Annotated in this window: 17 protein-coding genes; 8 read left to right on the plus strand and 9 right to left on the minus strand. The window is 45.6% G+C overall.

The window, feature by feature from the left end; all coding sequences use genetic code 11:
* Nucleotides 1-49: 49 nt before the first annotated feature.
* The 5 genes from asnC to Q1A86_RS00270 all read right to left on the minus strand — a co-directional run bounded on the left by asnC (nucleotide 50) and on the right by Q1A86_RS00270 (nucleotide 2,917).
* On the minus strand, nucleotides 50-511 hold the full coding sequence (asnC, locus tag Q1A86_RS00250; RefSeq protein WP_299801614.1) for a transcriptional regulator AsnC: 462 nt from the start codon (nucleotides 509-511) through the stop codon (nucleotides 50-52).
* Between the two features lie 364 nt (nucleotides 512-875).
* Nucleotides 876-1,553, minus strand: coding sequence for a bifunctional tRNA pseudouridine(32) synthase/23S rRNA pseudouridine(746) synthase RluA (gene rluA / locus Q1A86_RS00255; protein WP_299801616.1), 678 nt, complete (start codon nucleotides 1,551-1,553; stop codon nucleotides 876-878).
* Nucleotides 1,554-1,660: 107 nt separating this feature from the next.
* Nucleotides 1,661-1,951, minus strand: a complete 291-nt coding sequence (locus tag Q1A86_RS00260) for a hypothetical protein (RefSeq protein WP_220759107.1) — start codon at nucleotides 1,949-1,951, stop codon at nucleotides 1,661-1,663.
* Between the two features lie 44 nt (nucleotides 1,952-1,995).
* Nucleotides 1,996-2,535 carry a methyltransferase domain-containing protein gene (locus tag Q1A86_RS00265; RefSeq protein ID WP_299801621.1) on the minus strand — a complete coding sequence of 180 codons (540 nt, stop codon included), beginning with the start codon at nucleotides 2,533-2,535 and terminating at the stop codon, nucleotides 1,996-1,998.
* On the minus strand, nucleotides 2,507-2,917 hold the full coding sequence (locus Q1A86_RS00270; RefSeq protein WP_220759109.1) for a hypothetical protein: 411 nt from the start codon (nucleotides 2,915-2,917) through the stop codon (nucleotides 2,507-2,509). The genes Q1A86_RS00265 and Q1A86_RS00270 overlap by 29 nt, the downstream gene beginning before the upstream one ends.
* Nucleotides 2,918-3,422: 505 nt before the next feature.
* On the opposite strand from Q1A86_RS00270, the gene Q1A86_RS00275 reads away from it, so the two are divergent.
* Complete coding sequence (locus tag Q1A86_RS00275; protein ID WP_299801627.1) at nucleotides 3,423-4,412, plus strand: 2-hydroxyacid dehydrogenase; 990 nt, start codon at nucleotides 3,423-3,425, stop codon at nucleotides 4,410-4,412.
* Nucleotides 4,413-4,487: 75 nt separating this feature from the next.
* Nucleotides 4,488-5,225: a dienelactone hydrolase family protein gene (locus Q1A86_RS00280; protein ID WP_299801629.1), complete on the plus strand. Its 738-nt coding sequence runs from the start codon at nucleotides 4,488-4,490 to the stop codon at nucleotides 5,223-5,225.
* Between the two features lie 182 nt (nucleotides 5,226-5,407).
* Here Q1A86_RS00280 and Q1A86_RS00285 read toward each other — a convergent pair whose 3' ends face one another.
* Nucleotides 5,408-5,932, minus strand: coding sequence for a DUF3332 domain-containing protein (locus Q1A86_RS00285; RefSeq protein WP_299801630.1), 525 nt, complete (start codon nucleotides 5,930-5,932; stop codon nucleotides 5,408-5,410).
* A gap of 305 nt (nucleotides 5,933-6,237) precedes the next feature.
* On the opposite strand from Q1A86_RS00285, the gene Q1A86_RS00290 reads away from it, so the two are divergent.
* From Q1A86_RS00290 to Q1A86_RS00305, 4 genes are all read left to right on the plus strand, one after another.
* Nucleotides 6,238-6,981, plus strand: a complete 744-nt coding sequence (locus Q1A86_RS00290; protein WP_299801632.1) for a spermidine synthase — start codon at nucleotides 6,238-6,240, stop codon at nucleotides 6,979-6,981.
* 398 nt (nucleotides 6,982-7,379) lie between these two features.
* Nucleotides 7,380-7,949, plus strand: a complete 570-nt coding sequence (ahpC, locus tag Q1A86_RS00295; protein ID WP_299801634.1) for an alkyl hydroperoxide reductase subunit C — start codon at nucleotides 7,380-7,382, stop codon at nucleotides 7,947-7,949.
* Between the two features lie 293 nt (nucleotides 7,950-8,242).
* Nucleotides 8,243-9,865 carry an alkyl hydroperoxide reductase subunit F gene (ahpF, locus tag Q1A86_RS00300; RefSeq protein WP_299801636.1) on the plus strand — a complete coding sequence of 541 codons (1,623 nt, stop codon included), beginning with the start codon at nucleotides 8,243-8,245 and terminating at the stop codon, nucleotides 9,863-9,865.
* A gap of 88 nt (nucleotides 9,866-9,953) precedes the next feature.
* Complete coding sequence (locus Q1A86_RS00305; RefSeq protein ID WP_299801638.1) at nucleotides 9,954-11,057, plus strand: membrane-associated sensor domain-containing protein; 1,104 nt, start codon at nucleotides 9,954-9,956, stop codon at nucleotides 11,055-11,057.
* An 83-nt stretch (nucleotides 11,058-11,140) separates the two neighbouring features.
* On the opposite strand, the gene Q1A86_RS00310 is transcribed toward Q1A86_RS00305, so the two are convergent.
* The 3 genes from Q1A86_RS00310 to Q1A86_RS00320 all read right to left on the minus strand — a co-directional run bounded on the left by Q1A86_RS00310 (nucleotide 11,141) and on the right by Q1A86_RS00320 (nucleotide 14,137).
* Nucleotides 11,141-11,338, minus strand: coding sequence for a cytoplasmic protein (locus Q1A86_RS00310; protein ID WP_299802238.1), 198 nt, complete (start codon nucleotides 11,336-11,338; stop codon nucleotides 11,141-11,143).
* Nucleotides 11,339-11,892: 554 nt separating this feature from the next.
* On the minus strand, nucleotides 11,893-13,317 hold the full coding sequence (locus Q1A86_RS00315; protein WP_299801639.1) for a cytochrome C biosynthesis protein: 1,425 nt from the start codon (nucleotides 13,315-13,317) through the stop codon (nucleotides 11,893-11,895).
* A gap of 403 nt (nucleotides 13,318-13,720) precedes the next feature.
* A complete protein-coding gene (locus tag Q1A86_RS00320; protein ID WP_299801641.1) occupies nucleotides 13,721-14,137 on the minus strand; it encodes a hypothetical protein in 417 nt (138 codons plus the stop codon).
* A gap of 482 nt (nucleotides 14,138-14,619) precedes the next feature.
* Here Q1A86_RS00320 and Q1A86_RS00325 point away from each other — a divergent pair, with 482 nt between their 5' ends.
* Nucleotides 14,620-15,795, plus strand: a complete 1,176-nt coding sequence (locus tag Q1A86_RS00325) for a glycerol-3-phosphate dehydrogenase/oxidase (RefSeq protein ID WP_299801643.1) — start codon at nucleotides 14,620-14,622, stop codon at nucleotides 15,793-15,795.
* 169 nt (nucleotides 15,796-15,964) lie between these two features.
* Nucleotides 15,965-17,152, plus strand: a complete 1,188-nt coding sequence (gene chrA, locus Q1A86_RS00330; RefSeq protein WP_299801645.1) for a chromate efflux transporter — start codon at nucleotides 15,965-15,967, stop codon at nucleotides 17,150-17,152.
* Nucleotides 17,153-17,239: the final 87 nt, after the last annotated feature.

Genomic DNA, 17,239 nt, shown 5'->3' on the forward strand with positions numbered 1-17,239 from the left:
AAACAATAAAAGGCTAACATGAGTTAGCCTTTTATTTATTAAAAAATTATTAAGGCTTAACCTCCCGTACGATGGGATTTTGTAAAATAATGAGTGTTTCGGTCGATTGGATCTCATCGATAGATTGGATACGATTAATCAATACATGCTGTAGTCCATCGATAGATTGGCACATAACCTTTACAAACATACTGTAGTTACCAGTGGTGTAGTAAGCCTCAACGACCTCTTCTAGAGCATTGAGTTTAGAGATGGCGGCAGGGTAGTCTCCGGCACTCTTTAAGTTAATACCGATAAAACAGCATACATCGTAACCTAAGGCCTTAGGGTTCACAGTGATCTGTGCGCCAGTGATGATCCCCGCCTGTTTCATTTTCTCAACGCGAACATGTATGGTGCCGGCACTGACCCCGAAGCGTTTAGCTAACTCGGCGAAGGGCGTTCTGGCTTCTTTCATTAATGCTGACAGGATTTGATTGTCGAGCGAGTCTCTTTGAAATGGGACTTCCATAATAAATAGGTCAATTGCTTATTAGTTAGCTAACCAATTTACGTATTTTTTGATGGATATTCTACTGATTTATCAGAGAAGTGAGTGACTGGCTCACCTTATATAAAGTGACCGTGCTAAATATAACCATTGCTCTTCTAGCTTTAGCTCATTGTTGATGAACATATTGAGGTTAGGATGAATAGCAAGTGATGGCTGTGAATAGGAAAAGAGGGAAGTGAAAAGAGTAAAGTCGAAGCTAAGTTATCAATGGCCTCATTCTCTCTATGTAGGAACTTGGCCATTTGATAAGATTAAATCGAGTAGTTTGGTACGTCGCGATTTAGGCGTTCGCAGCTGTGAGGCCACTTTTTAACCGCAGAGGCTATTGCTCGCCCTCTGCGTCCATAAAGGGCGCATCACAACTAAAGGTCATTTTCTCTTTAGTGTAAGGATGAGTAATGGTTAGCGATTGCGCGTGTAACAATAGACGCGGTGCGAGTCGTTTGGCTAACGGGTCGGCGTAGAAGTTATCACCTAAAATTGGGTGTCCCAGCGCCATCATATGGACACGTAGCTGATGAGAACGACCTGTGATCGGGGTGAGCTTAACTAAGGTTGAGCGTTTGCCATAGCTGATCACTTCATAATGAGTCTGTGAAGGCTTGCCTATCTTATGGTCCACTTTCTGTTTTGGACGGTTTGGCCAGTCACAAATAAGCGGTAAGTTAACTGTGCCGTGTGTCTCTTTGACATGACCCGCAACCCTCGCATAATAGGTCTTTTCGGTTTCTCTTTCTCTGAATTGACGCTTGAGCTCCGACTCGGCGCTGCGCAGCAAGGCTACCACTATGACGCCAGAGGTCGCCATATCTAGGCGGTGGACGATTTTTGCATTTGGAAATTCGGCCAATACTCGGGTGTAAGTACTGTCAGCATGGGCTGGATCTCGCCCGGGAACAGATAACAGACCCGACGGCTTATTAACGACCATAATGTCTCTGTCTTGATGTAAGACTTCAAGCCAAGGCGATGTGGGAGGAGAGTAGACGAAATCTGTCATGATTGAACCTTATTAAAAATGCGCGGCAAAGATACCTCTTAGGCCGTTCTTCATGCAAGCAGATTCGAGATAATCCGTAACAACTCGTCTGTATCATTAAGAAAAGACTATGAGAAGCCTTCTCCGTTAACATGCATGATGGCAAAGGTCCAAACCACAAATGCCAGTGCACAGTGGATCAAGGCATAAAAGGATTGGTCTAGGCGGCCCATGCTTCTGGCATCCCAGATCAGGTAGAGATGTAACAAGATAATGATGGGGAAAAGGGCTAATAACGGGTATAGGCTTAATACGCTGGCATCACCAAACACTAAGCGGCTGAGCAGTGCCCAAACAACCATAAACCCAGTGATCATCGGTGGCATCGCAATGCGATACTGTTCAGGGTATGGGAACATGCAGGCCTCCATTGCTTGCCATTTTATCTCGATGGATATTACTCCTAAGGCTTTTGAGCAATAAGCTGTGCCTTATAGCTCGCCTTGGGTAGTTCTCCGAATAGATCTTCAGCGTACTGGAGAGTGTGCCAATTGGCAAATATTGCTCGTAATTCATCCGCTTTGAGTAAGAAGTTGGGATTTTTCGGTCGACCTATTTGCGCTTGCTGTTCGGTAAAGGTTTCATAAATAATCAGCCCTTCAGGCTTGATACAATTCATGATTTGCTGGAAGAGAGGGCGGTGCAGATAATTAAAAACCAGTACAATATCGTAGTGCTCGGCGGGGAGGTTCGGCGCGCTGCCATCTTCGAGATCCCACTCAAGTAACTCGATATTGCTATCGTCTGCGGTGACATCTAAGCCAGCTAGATTACGGTCGAGGTAGCTTACATGGCAGCCTCTGTCGCTGAACCATTGGCCATTGCGACCGCTACCACAGGCTAGATCGAGTACCTTACAACCGGGTGTTAGGTATTGAGTGAGTGCTGAATACTGAGTAATAAGCGCTGCGGCATTAGCCTTTAACTTCTTTTCTTCCACCAATTCTGCGTCCATGTACTATTGAAAAGTGTCTAAGCCCAGCTGGGCCATGAGATACGACTACTGATAATAACACGATAGCGATCAGCAGCTCTGGCTTGTATGTGGCAAAGGGGATAAATAAACCGAGTAAGCCGAGCTTTACCAAGGTTAATACGCCCTTTAGTTGGATAAGCCAGCGCCAGTCACGCACAATTTCCCAAGCCATCATGGCTGCGCCTGTAGCCATGGCCATGATCCAGTAGACTAGCCATTGCTCTTGAGGAACGTGCAGTAAAATGCCACCGCCAGCTCCTGTGATCCCCAAAATATGCAAAGCGCGTAGGGCTGTCTTAGAAAGCCGTTGGACCATAAATTGTTTTTCGGTGAGTTCTTTTCTGGCCATATTTAAGGAGTCTTGAGCTGCTAGGTTGGCGTAAATCTTATCAGGAAATGACCATTTGAAAAGCGCTGAGAGATCACAAGCTCAGCTTTATGGACAGTTTTGATTATTTTGACGGAGATAATACGGGCGATGCAGCAAATTTGTGAGGCAGATATCGATACCTCTTTGTAGATAGTGTTAAGCTAGCGCCTATATGCTTACTCCTTGCTATTATTGATATTTTCATGCTCAGTCAATAATGGCTTCGATCTGAACGGCGGAGATAATTTATCCTTAACTCCTTAGCAAAGCCCTCAGAATAAGCTGGAAAGCGAGCTGTCAGGAGCTCGCTTTTTCTTTGCCTGTCATTTGCAGTCCCCACTCAAATCCATCGTTCTTTGCTGTCTTTTTTGCATTTAACATCTATATATTTAGAGGCAAAAAATAACCCTAAGGTGACTACTTTCTAATAGCGATTGGTATACACTGTTGAAGTTTCCCTCCTCATTTAGATAAGGTTTCTACAATGAAAATAGGCTTCTTTAGCGCTAAACATTACGACACCCAGTATTTTGATCGCACTAATGCCGCTTTCAGTGCCAACATTGAGTACTTCGATTATCGCCTTTGCATGCAAACGGTTAAGTTAGCCGAGGGCTTTGAGATCGTGTGTGCCTTCGTCAATGACTCACTGTGTGAAGAGGTGTTAGTGGAGTTAGCACAAGGTGGCACCAAGATTATTGCCATGCGCTGTGCAGGCTTTAACAATGTCGACCTAAAAGCTGCCGAGCGTTTAGGGATGAAGGTGGTGAATGTGCCAGCCTATTCTCCTGAATCTGTAGCAGAGCACACAGTGGCACTCATGCTGACCCTAAACCGTAAAATTCATAAAGCATACCAGCGCACCCGAGATGCGAATTTCTCATTGGAGGGCTTAGTCGGCTTTAACATGCATGGCCGCACCGTAGGTGTCATAGGTACGGGTAAGATTGGTCTAGCAACTATCAAGGTGCTTCAAGGTTTTGGTTGTAAAGTCGTGGCTCATGACCCCTACCCGAACCAAGCGGTTATCGATTTAGGTATCGAGTACTTGTCTCTCGAGCAGCTTTACCCCATCTGCGACGTGATTAGCCTGCATTGCCCATTAACTCAAGATAATCACCATCTGCTCAGTGAGAACAGTTTTAGCCAAATGAAACCCGGCGTCATGGTGATTAACACTAGCCGTGGTGGTCTGCTAAACGCCCTCGATGCAATGGAAGCGCTAAAATCTGGTCAGCTTGGCTCATTAGGTTTAGATGTCTACGAGAATGAGAAAGAGCTTTTCTTCGAAGATAAGTCGAGTGAGATCATTCAAGATGACGTCTTTAGACGCCTATCGGCATGCCATAACGTGATTTTTACTGGCCATCAGGCATTCTTAACCGAGGAAGCCTTGAGCGCCATTGCACATACGACACTGACCAACGTCACTCAGCTACTAGCGGGAGAACATTGCCCCAATCTGCTGTATTAAAATATCCTCATCGTTTACTCGCCGCAGATGTGGCGAGTGACAGTTTAATTACCAGCGTCTAAGGAAAGAGAGCCGATGATCATTACTCACGAAGTTCATGATATTTCGACCGCGACAGGTACCATGCGGACCTACCTATATCGCCCAGATTGTGAAGGGCAATTCGCCACCATTATTTTTTATTCAGAGATCTTCCAGCAAACTGCGCCGATAGCCCGCGCCGCAGCGATCCTCGCCGGTCATGGTTTTGTGGTGTTGGTGCCTGAGGCATTTCATGAGCTAAACCCTATCGGTACCGTACTTGCGTACGACGATATAGGTAAAGATAAAGGTAATGCCGACAAATTTGCTAAGCGGCTTGAAGATCATGACAGCGACACCGAGGCGCTGGTGGACTTTGCTCGCAGCTTAAGTTTTTGTAGCAGTAATATTGGTAGCATGGGGGTGTGTATTGGCGGGCACTTAGCCTACCGTGCGGCGCTTAACCCTGATATTCAAGGTGCCTTCTGTTTATACCCAACCGATATCCATTCCAACACCTTGCCTTGTGATAAGGGCAATGACTCCTTAAGCCGAACCGGCGATATCGCGGCGGAACTGGTGATGGTGTTTGGTAAGCAAGACCCTCACGTATCCAGTGAAGGGCGAAAGCTGGTGTACAACAAGCTTGAAGCTACCGAGGTTAAATTTAACTGGCTGGAAGTGAATGCCCAGCATGCCTTTATGCGTGATGAAGGGGATAGGTATGATCCCGCGCTGGCATTGCAGATGTATCTGCAGGCGGTAGCATTTTTTCAACGAACGCTTAAGTAGCGCAGAAAACTCATATTGAAAACCAATATTTAAAACGAATGCTCAAAGCAAATGTTCTGGCATAGTGTTGAAAAGTCATATTAAAAATGCGCATCGCTTCCATTAAAGCAAATAAAAAAGGGCCAGTATTACTGGCCCTTTTTAAATCACGGAGTAAGCATTATTAATGATACCGATAGGTATTAACCTTGCTGGTAAGCCGCAAGCTCATCTGTGCTTACGCGAGCGATGAAAGTGTTATCTAGATAGAAATCAACATGCTCGTCTTGCTTAACACCAGACATAACCTGCTGGCTGCCATCTTCATAAACTAATGTCATTGCCAAGGTATTTTCGTCAGTCGCAACCATTGAAGCACTCGTTAACTTAACGTTTTTTAGCGGAGCTGTGGTTAGGTCGCCATCAATATGTTGGTTTACTTTGAAAATCGCTTCAACTGGCATATCAACAACAGCAGGTGAACGGCCCGTTATTGGGTTAGTACCCGTCCAGAACTCGATGCTGTTAAGGATAAATAGATCGCCTGTTGCCGCGAAACCATAGATAGGGCTCATAAGAATGAATAGGCCAGCACGACCGTAACGATTGTCTACTGCACTTAGGTTAGCTTTAGTTACCATGGCACTTAGGCCCATTTGTCCCATACAGCCGGTAAGTTGAGTGCTTAGGATTGCAGTTAGCGCGACTGCAGAAATTGTCTTTTTCATGGATATTTTCAAGTGATTTTAGAATTGCGCAGATTGTATGTATCGACAAAAAAGGAAATGAGATCCAGGTCGCAACTCTGGGTTGGAAACTTGTTTTGTTTGTGGCGGCTTTGGTGGTGATTGTTTGCTTGGTGTGGTGCTTGTGTTTATATCTGGTTTGCTGCTGCTTTTTGTCGGTAGCTGTGTGTAAATTGTTGTGTCGAACAGGTAGCCATCCATGCGAGTGTCTTTAACCGCAGCATTTTATTGAAGCGGGTTTTTTCACGTTGTTTGGGTATAATAGCGCCCCAATTGTCGGAGCGCTCATGTCAGATTTTCAAGTTTTACACCAAACCCAAGATGAATATGGTCCACTTATCGTCCTCGAAGATAAGGAAACAAGGATCCTCGCTTTTGGCGAAAATGATGAGCAGAGTAAGTTACTCAAGGCTACGCCCCACATCCCACAGCACACCTATGTGCAAGCCATGCTACTGGTGTTGCTATATAGCCAACCTAAGAGCGCTATCGTACTCGGTCTTGGTGGTGGTGGACTTATCCATGCACTGCGCCACTTCGATGCAGGGATTAAGCTCACCGCTGTTGAGTTACGTGCAGATGTGATTGAGCTGGCTAAACGTTACTTCCAACTGCCGCTCAGTAAAAAGCTTAAAGTGATCAATCAAGATGCCAAGCTATTTCTTGGATCTGGCGATCATAAGCGGGTCGATGTGATCTTTGCCGATATTTATAGCGCAGAGGGTGTCGATGCAGCTCAGGTGTCTGAGTCCTTTATTGCGCAATGTGCCGCCTTGATTAAGGCCGACGGTTATCTAGTATTGAACTGTTGGAAAGAGCACAGCCAGAACCGTGAACTGCTTGCTTACCTCAATATGCATTTCGTCGAGGTGCGCGCCTGCCTAACGGGTAGTGGTAACTGGGTGGTATTTGCGGGTAAGGCTAAGCGAGAGATAAGTGCTAGCGGTCTAAAAACCAAGGCGCAGGCGTTATCGCAACAACTGGACTTTCAGCTCGGCAGATCCCTGACACGATTCGACGTTTGGCAATAAGCCAAATCTATATCCAAGGCTGAATTCAAAGCAAAAAGCTGAATAATGCTCTGTAGATATTGGTTTTAGTCACTTTATCCCGCTAACTCGTGTAAGTGTTAGCGGGCTTAACCTAAAACACTTAATCGATTTTTCCTTAATGCGTGCCTAAAAGCGCAATTTTTCCTCAACTTCCTTCTTCATAGTCATACCTAACTGCTTAATATCGCTGACTTGTTAATCCTATTCGGAAAATTAGATTAGAATGATAGCTTTTACCCGTTATCATAAATTTCCGACCTCCGTTACTATTCTTCCATCGAAAACGAACTGGCTTTAAGAGACTCATCATCACTCATTCAGTTTGTTGAATTTAAAGAAATAGTATTTTCAACTTTAATTTTAAAACGGAGCATTACATGCATCAGTCAATCATCAACTCTACAATCAAGCCATTCTCTGCAACTGCTTTTCACAAAGGTGATTTCCACCCAGTGACTGAGCAAGATCTTCTAGGCAAGTGGTCTGTTGTTTTCTTCTACCCAGCTGACTTCACATTCGTATGCCCAACAGAACTAGGCGACATGGCTGACCATTACGAGAAGCTACAGTCTATGGGTGTTGAAGTTTACTCAGTATCGACTGACACTCACTTTACTCATAAGGCATGGCACTCAAGCTCTGACACAATCGGTAAAATCCAGTACCCAATGATTGGCGACCCAACTGGTACTATCACACGTAACTTCGGTGTGATGATTGAGGAAGACGGTCTAGCACTACGCGGCACATTCGTTATCAACCCTGAAGGCGAAATTAAAGTTGCTGAAGTACATGACCTAGGTATCGGTCGTAGCGCAGCAGAGCTAGTACGTAAAATCCAAGCGGCTCAGTATGTAGCGACTCACGATGGTGAAGTTTGCCCAGCAGCATGGCAGCCAGGTGAAGAGACACTAGCTCCTTCAATTGACCTAGTTGGTAAGATTTAATCGGTAAGATTGAATTAGTTAAAAGATGATAGCGTGTTAGCGAGCCCCATCTCTCGCTAACACAAGTCATCAAGAGAACTCATCTCCACGGTTCAGCCTAGTGTCCCCCTGTAATCTAGGCTGAACAATCTCTTACTGAACTGATATTTAAAAGAACAATCGCCAGACCGTACACACTTTTTATTTTCTCTATCATTTTTTATTTTTATCGCGAGTGCTAGGCATGCGCCGAGGGTTATTGCTGCCTGCAAAACGCGGATCTCAGATTAGCTTTAAGATATTTAGGAGTCATCATGTTAGATGCAAACGTAAAGAATCAACTGAACACTTATTTGCAGAACCTCAAGCATCCAGTTGAGCTGCTTGTGTCTGTTGATGACAGTAAAAAAGCCCAAGAGCTTAAATCACTCGCGGCGGATATCGATAGCTTGTCTTCACTTATTTCGGTGAAAGAGCAATTAGGTGATCGCACCCCGTCGATGTCGGTGATTAACCCAGCTTTAGCTTCGCAAATTACCTTTGCGGGTCTGCCAATGGGCCATGAGTTTACCTCACTAGTACTGGCGCTTTTGCACAGTGGTGGCCATCCAATTAAGCTTGAAGCCGATGTGATTGAGCAAATTCGTCAGCTACCGGGTGAATATCGCTTCGAGACCTACGTTTCTTTAAGTTGTCAGACTTGCCCTGAAGTGGTTCAGGCGCTGAACATGATGGCGGCGATTAACCCCAATATCACTAACGTGATGATTGACGGATCCTTGTTCCAAGACGAGGTTAACGAGCGCAATATCATGGCGGTGCCATCTGTGTACTTAAATGGTGAGCAGTTCTCTATGGGCGCCATCAGCACGGTTGAGATCTTAAATAAGCTTGATGTAACTGCCGCTGGTCGAAAGGCCGAGCAGCTCAATGAGAAAGAGCCATTCGAAGTGTTAGTGGTTGGTGGTGGTCCTGCGGGCGCATCGGCAGCAATTTACGCGGCACGTAAAGGCCTGCGCACGGGCATTGTGGCCGATAAGTTTGGTGGTCAAGTTGCCGAAACCGTTGGCATCGAGAACTTTATCTCAGTTAAGGCGACCGAAGGTCCTAAGCTGGTGGCGAATCTTGAAGCCCACGTACATGAATATGATGTCGATATCATGAACAATCAGCGTGCCTTAAGCCTTAAATCTGGCGAGTTATTTGAGCTGGAATTGGAAAGTGGCGCGGTGCTTCGTAGTAAAACGGTATTGCTTGCAACGGGGGCGCGCTGGCGTGAAATGAACGTCCCAGGTGAGCAAGAGTATCGCGGCAGTGGCGTAGCATACTGCCCACACTGTGATGGCCCGCTATTTAAAGGCAAGCGTGTTGCCGTTATCGGCGGTGGTAACTCTGGCATCGAAGCGGCAATCGACTTAGCCAATATTGTCGAGCATGTTACTGTACTTGAGTTTGATACGACGTTGCGTGCAGATGAAGTGTTGCAGCGTAAAGCAAAGTCGATGGGCAATATCGATATCATTACTCAGGCGATGACAACCGAAGTGACTGGCGATGGTAAGCGTGTTAATGGCCTTAACTATACCGATAGAGCAACGGGCGAGAGTCATCATGTAGAGTTAGCAGGTATCTTTGTACAGATAGGTTTAATGCCAAACTCAGAGTGGCTAAAAGACACTATAGATATGACGGCGCGCGGCGAGATTATTGTCGACGGTAAAGGCGAGACTTCGGTTCCCGGTATTTTTGCCGCAGGTGATGTGACCAACTCAGCCTACAAGCAGATCATTATTGCCATGGGGAGCGGTGCTACTGCGTCACTCGGCGCATTCGATTACCTTATCCGTCACAATGTGGATGAGTCTCATACAAATAAAGTTGAGGGCTCTACACATAAGAAAGTTGAGGACTCTAACAGTGATAATGTTGCAGCTTAAAGCGATTACTCGTTAATATGAAGCCAGCAGATGCTGGCTTTTTTATTGGACGAGTTACAGAATAATAATGATAAGTGAAGAGATCCTTTTGAAGTCATATAAGTACGAAACCAAGTTAAAGAAAGAAACCTTCACTATTTTAAAGCGCGGCACTTTATGGGCAACCTATGTCAGTTGCGTACTGCTATCTGTTGTGTTGTTAAATAGCTATTTTTTTGATGCTTCTTATCTTGAACTTTATTCGTTGCAATTTAAGTTTATCCCGCTATTTATCGTGCTTTTACTGGGCTTTATGACGATAAAGCTCGCTGGATTTGAAAACGTGGGAGTAAGGCAAACATACCTCTATTTAACCTTGCTGGTTAGCGGTTGGGGTTATGTGCTTTATGGTTTAGCTCTGCTATCTGCCCAGAACATGCCGGGCATTGAGTCTTTAGCCGATATACTGGTGTTAGTGTTTGCACTGGCACTGTTTTCTAATCGAAATGTGATGGTATTAGCCATATTTCCTTTTTTAGCCTTTAGCGCTGCCTATCACTCTATACAGTATTCTCAGGTACTGGTTTACCCGCTGACTAAATTTATATGTTTTTTTGGCATCATATTATCGGGCCAAAAAATTATCTCGGGTTGGTTTTTCAAAGCGGTGAGTCGTAACATTGAAAAAAAGAAATTGTTACAGCAGTTTAAGCGCCTAGCTATGATTGATGGCTTAACTAATATCAGTAATCGTCGCCACTTTGACGAGGTATTATCTCAAGAGATAAAAGCGTCACTTAGAGGTGAGCAGCCACTATCAATGATCATGGTCGATGTGGATTTTTTTAAACCTTTAAACGATAGCCTAGGCCATCAAATTGGCGATAAATACTTAAAAAAGGTCGCTAGCGTGTTAAATAGCGTTGTAGAGCGGCCTAGAGATCTGGTTGCCCGTTACGGCGGAGAAGAGTTTGTGGTAGCACTTCCTGATACGGACTTAAAGGGCGCCATTAAGGTTGCACAAAAGATTAAGCAGGCAATAGCCGATGCAGAACTTGCACATCCAAGCTCATCAGTTTCAAACTACATAACGGTTTCGCAAGGCATAGCACAGTGGCACAAGGGGCTGGAGCAGAATCAGCTACTAGAGGTCGCAGATCACTTGTTATACCAAGCCAAATCTACGGGGAGAGATCGCTACCTTTCAGATTAAAAATTTTATAGTCACGCCTTCACTGTAAAAGCGCTCTCAGAGTAGGGAGCTCTCTGAGAGGAACTTAGTCTGTAAACCGTCAGTTAGGCCGTAGTGTTAATATTGTGGCCAATATTACCCACAGGCGCCTTCGCCACTTCAGGGGCAGCCGCATTGATCAAGCTTAATGCAATCTCCCCTTGAACTTCTTGTTGATCTTTAGCCATTTGAGCGACTTTTACGCCAACGCTACCATGACTCATGTTCGGTTCAATATTGGGGGCAGACAGTGAAATAGCCATAGCGGCCTCGATAAGTTGATTACTCATTAATGTTACTCAGTTATCGGCGCGGCACATCATCGCTTGAGGGGTGTCGTGTTACAGAGTGTATCTTTTAAAACAAGGTCCTAGGTTCGAGGAAGAACAAAGACGGAAAAGAAGGTGCTAGGAAAAACAAACGGCTGAGACGGTTCAAGCAAAGACGATAAGAGCCGGACGGCAAGCGGCCTAGGGAAGGTGACTGCGTCACTTACGGAAAGGAAAAGCAGGTTAGAGGGCCTAGGAAATGCAAAGAAAGGTCCTAGGAAAAAGCTGAGACGGGAAAGCATCTTCTTTTCTGTAGGTTGGGCTTTAGCCCATCAAGCTTACGATTTTATGTGCCAGTGTAGACGGCATAAATGCCGACCGACATTAAGCCATACAGCAGCAAAGGTGCTGTTTTGCTTTTGATTTTGCTAGCAGTTTCCTAGCAGGGCGTAGCCCGTCCTCGCAGCGTAGCGTCCTAGGATCTAGGTCCTTGTTTAAGAAAACCAAGGCCTCAGCTTAACCACAAGCTAAGGCCTTCGCTGAGCAAACTATGACTTTGCAGCTTGAGCCTTCTCAATACCCTTGCGAATAAGGGTAATGATAAAGGTCAACACGATAGAGCTTAAGATAAGGCCAATCGCTAAGGCCACATTCTGCAACGCCGTAGGGTCGATTGCTAACATGCCACCTAGGCCTATCATCATAATGCCCGACATTAGCTTAAGAGTCTGGCCCTCTTTCTCTGTGAGCTTGCGCTTACCCAGCGATACACTGAAGGCGATAACAATACATGCCAGCGGGATAACATAAACCACGTTGTACATCACCAGATACATATAACGCTCAAACGTATCTAAGTCATGCATCGATAGCACGCTGGTGTAGATCATCGGAAAGCCTGCGGTGCAGAGCAGCTCATAGGCATTGGCTAAGATAGATAACACCACAGTACCGGCAATCATGGCGGTCATGCTGCTGGCGCTGGTTAATTTGCCCATGCGTTTAATTAGGCCGGTTCGATTTTCTGCCGACATAGATAGGGTGACTTCACCCTTGGTAAAGAAGTAGTCTTTTATGTTCACCGCGCCAGCTACCAGCGCTAACATGCCTGCGCCGAGAATAATCCAGCCACCATCACTGCCTGCACCGAGAAGTTGGAAGATATTGAGCCAAGCGCTCATAAAGATGAAGTAGATAAAGCCTGAGAAGAATACGAAGATCCCGCCGACAATCAGCATACGGGTACGGCTCTTGGCGTTAACCATAATTGAAAGCAAAAATAGCAATACGAAGAAGGCACAAGGGTTAAAGGCGTCGACTCCCGCTAGCACCACTGTAAGTAAGGGGAGTGACATCTGCTCGGGGTGGACCACGCCTACCAGTGGTAGCTCAACAGGTTGAACATCTGAGCTGGCGATTTCGCTGGTGCTACCAAGGCCAAGATCGCATGTTCCTTCAGCACCGTCTTTGCCATCGCTTTCATTACATGTAGCAAATAACCCGCCAGCTGCTGGTGCAGCTGTGTACTTACCCTCTGCTTCTGGAGCGAGTTTTCCACCCAGTGAAACATAGTATGACTTTACACGCTGCACTAAAAACTCACCGGTAACAGCCTGGCTGGTATAACCGACCACCGCTTTTTCACCGCTGGCAAAATAGGGAACCGAGCGCGCCTCTGTGCCTGTCTGTTTGGCGACCTCTTGCCATACTTCCATGGTGTCTGGCGCTGTGATCATATGATCTTCAACTTCTAACCAAGGATAACGCTCGGGCAAGCTGTCGATAAAGGGGTGAGCCTCGGCGCAGTGGGGGCAGGTCTTAGACCAGAAGAAATAGAGTTTGACCTTAAGCTCTCCCTGAGCATTGGTGTAGTGCCAGATATTGTTTGTGGTTGTCGATTCCGTAGTGGCAAAACTGGGGAGAGAGAGACTCGATAGTAAAAGGGCAATAAAGAGAATAATAGACTTATGCATAGGAACTCCGACAGACTGATTGGCCATGAGTTAAGCGTTTTTCGTTACTAATACTCTATATTAATGATTCGTAAATGCTAAATTAATGTGTCGTTTTTGCAGCGGGAATCTCGAATCAATGACTTTTGGGAACTAGGGCCAATTTTCTGCCGAATAATTAAACTTTCTGCAATAATTGCAACAGCTTGATTAAGCTTTCATTGATGTAAGCGTTTATAGGGGAATGATTGCAAGCGTGTAGGGGGATTTTGTTTAATAATAGTGGCTTATTCTTTCTGGCTGAGTGCCGTTATAAAAAAGCACTCAGCATTAGGTCGCTCATTTTGTAGTGAATATGTTATCGCCTTGCCTGGTTTGCATCACAGGGATCGCTTTTAGCGCATATAGCCATTGAGATGGTGGTTTACTCGGCCTTGCCTGCGATCTGAATAATTTGGTCGTCAGTCTCATCAGGGCACCAAGCAACGGATACGCTTCGAGTTATATCATTACTTGCGGTTAATATTCGAGTGATAACTGGTACAGAAAAGTTCGCTTTGTTAAGCTGGTTTTTGACTCTTTCGATGCGACGTTCTGCCAGCCACTTATTGTATTTTCGCTTCTCTTCAGTCGATTGATTCTGACTAACGCTAAATTCCAATAATAAATAGCCTGTACCTGCCTGAGTATCTAGAGCAAGCTTATCGAGCAAAGAGGCGTACTGGCCTGCAAAATAGGAGCTATTTTTAGCGTAGGGAACATCAACAATGTGAGTCTTATTATCACATTGTGCAACCGCGCTTCCTGCGAATAGTAAACAAACCGCGACTATAGATTTCATCTTGAACATCCTTGATAACATAAAAATCTTTTGAAAAAAATCACACCATTAAAACTGTTGGTACTTTTAAATTCGAGGAGAATTTATGCCATTACTAACTGAAATGCAATCATCTTTAGATTAATAATTCTAATGATGAAATAAGTGCTTTTTTGGCGTTAATTCACCGATGAAATTGCCCTTGATTATTTTGGGTAGGAAGCAATGTTAGGGACTACATATAGCAATGGTGATTTAGCCCGCTTGATAGTTGCCTTTGACTGGAATGATTACTCAGAATCCTTAATAGAAGTGATTACTAAAAATGCTTGCTAGGTTCCATCGATAGAAAGGGGCAATTAAAGCATCGATTTTTTTCATTAACACAAGTATGTTGGAGTCATGCGTATTGATTACCGAATAGGCTTATCTAGAACTCGCTTGAGCATACAGATAGTTTATTGTTGTGAGAGCAAAGCAAGATACCTACTTAAGGAGTTGCAATGGCGACAGTCGATCTTCTAGTCATAGGCGGGGGCATCAATGGTGCTGGTATTGCCCAGTGCGCGGCGGCCGCAGGCTTCAGTGTGCTACTGCTTGAGAAGGAGACGATTGCAGCCCAGACTTCCGCCAATTCCAGCAAGCTCATTCATGGTGGGCTGCGTTATTTAGAGTCTGGCCAACTGCCGTTAGTGAGAAAGTCTCTGGCTGAACGCAAGGCCCTGCTTAAGCTTGCTCCTAGCTTAGTTAGTCCTATCCCATTCTATATTCCTGTATATGAAAATAGCCGTCGTAGTCCTTGGGCAATAAGAGCTGGGCTTAGCTTATATGCCCTGTTGAGTGATTTCGATGCACTTGGGCAATTCAAATCTGTTCCCTCTGTGCGTTGGTCGAAAATTAATGGACTCAAACTCAAAGGCCTCAAGGCTGTATATCAATATTGGGATGCGCAAACCGATGATAAGTTGCTGACCCAGGCCGTGATAAAGAATGCGCGCTCTCTTGGGGCTGATGTACTCGAGTATGCTCAATGTACCCATATTGAACATCTACAACGGCACTGTTTAGTGCGATATCAATATTCCGCCATGGAGCACGAGGTCGAGGCGCTTGCCGTGGTGAATGCAGCTGGTCCATGGGTTAATCAAGTGCTTGAAACCGTTTCGCCGCCGATAACCTCTATGCCAATAGAATGGGTGCAGGGCAGCCACTTACTGCTCGATATCCCTGCCAATGACGGTATTCTCTATCTAGAGTCTTGTTTCGACAAGCGTGTCATCTTCGTGATGCCCTGGAAGGGACTCACTCTTATCGGCACCACTGAAACGGTTTTGGCGTCGCTGGGTAGCCAGCCAAGGGTGACCCCAGAAGAGGTGAATTACCTACTGGGGATCTATAGTCATTACTTTTCCTGTTTTGGCGATGTAGACGCGTTAAAGGGGCGGGTGCTTGAAAGCTTTTGCGGAGTGCGAGTATTACCCAAACAGGCGGGTAAGGCATTCGATCGCCCAAGAGACACGATACAGAAAATCCAACCAAGTCATCCCAATCTACTCAGCCTCTATGGCGGTAAGCTGACGACATACAGAACCACGGCAACTGAAGTCCTCGACTGGTTAGAAGCAACGATAGGTAAGCGCCAGAGCTTAGCAGATTTTGATACGTTGCGGCTCGATTGATAGTTTACATAGGAGTCAATTGCGATAACGAGCTCCTTGTTAAGCAGCCTTTAAATGTTGCATTTTGTTACTGTGATTTGGGTTTCATTAAACTGTAACATTAATGTCATATTGTGCGGCAACTACTGAACAAATCAGCGCTGTTTCGGGCGCTTAAATATGGATAATTATGTTTCAAATTTTTCTTCGTTTCTTTTCGTTAGGCTTAGTGTCATTTGGTGGGCCAGCGGCGCATATCGGTTACTTTAGGCAAACCTTTGTACAAGAACTTAATTGGCTTGATGATAAACATTACGGCAGTTTAGTTGCTTTAAGCCAGTTTATGCCAGGGCCGGGCTCAAGTCAGGTGGGCTTTGCTATTGGTTATCACCGTGGTGGACTCTTAGGCGGCATTGCAGCCTTTCTAGGTTTTACGCTTCCCTCGTTTATCTTGTTATTTTTACTGGCTGTAACCAGTAGCCAGTGGCTCGATTATTCATTTACTCAAGGTATTATTCATGGCCTAAAACTGCTCGCCGTAGTGGTGGTAGCGGATGCGATTTGGATCATGTTCAAGCAGTTCTGCCAGCGTAAGCAAGCTAAGTTGCTGATGGTGATGAGCTGTGTGGTTATCTTGCTACAGCCTTCGATGTTAATGCAGTTTGGTTTGTTGATCGCGGCAGCAATAGTGGGGCGCAACTATCTGTCAGGGCTGTCAGAGGAGACAGTACAGACTTCTGCTGTTGCCCAGCAGAGCGTTAAGCTTAACTTCTTCTGGTTGAGCATCTTCAGTGGATTATTGATTGCTTCTCTCGTGATGATTGGCTTGTCGAAGTCATCTGGCATTGCGAGTTTAACTGAGTTGTTTAGCCAGTTTTATCAAGTGGGCAGCATGGTGTTTGGTGGCGGACATGTGGTGTTGCCACTGCTGCAGTCGAGTGTCGGTGACGCCGTGAGTAACGATCAGTTCTTAACGGGTTATGCCTTAGCTCAGGCTGTGCCCGGGCCTATGTTTGCCTTAGCGGCATTTTTGGGCGCTGAGATCTGGATGCAACAACCGCTCGTTGGCGCCCTAGTCGCTACCCTCGCTATCTTCTTACCGGGATTTTTATTGATGCTGGTGGCGCTCAAAAGCTGGCATGCCATTAGCGCTAGGCCACAGGTAACTGGCGCAATCGCGGGTGTGAATGCTTGTGTGGTGGGGTTCTTGCTGGCTGCGCTGTACAACCCCATCTTTACTAGCGCTGTGTTATCGCCGCTGGATATGGCTCTGGTGGTCTTAGGCTTTGGCTTATTTAAAGTCTTTAAGCCAAATATCTTTATCTTAGTGGCAGGCTTTGGTGTTACTGGCGCGCTGATTGGGGCGTTTGTGGGTTAGTTGTAACCTAGGCTTAATATCCAATAAAAAGGCGGTAAGAGCATGCTCTTACCGCCTTTTTTGTCAGCCTTACTCGAATAAGGCTTG

Source organism: uncultured Shewanella sp. (assembly GCF_947497935.1).
GTDB lineage: Bacteria > Pseudomonadota > Gammaproteobacteria > Enterobacterales > Shewanellaceae > Shewanella.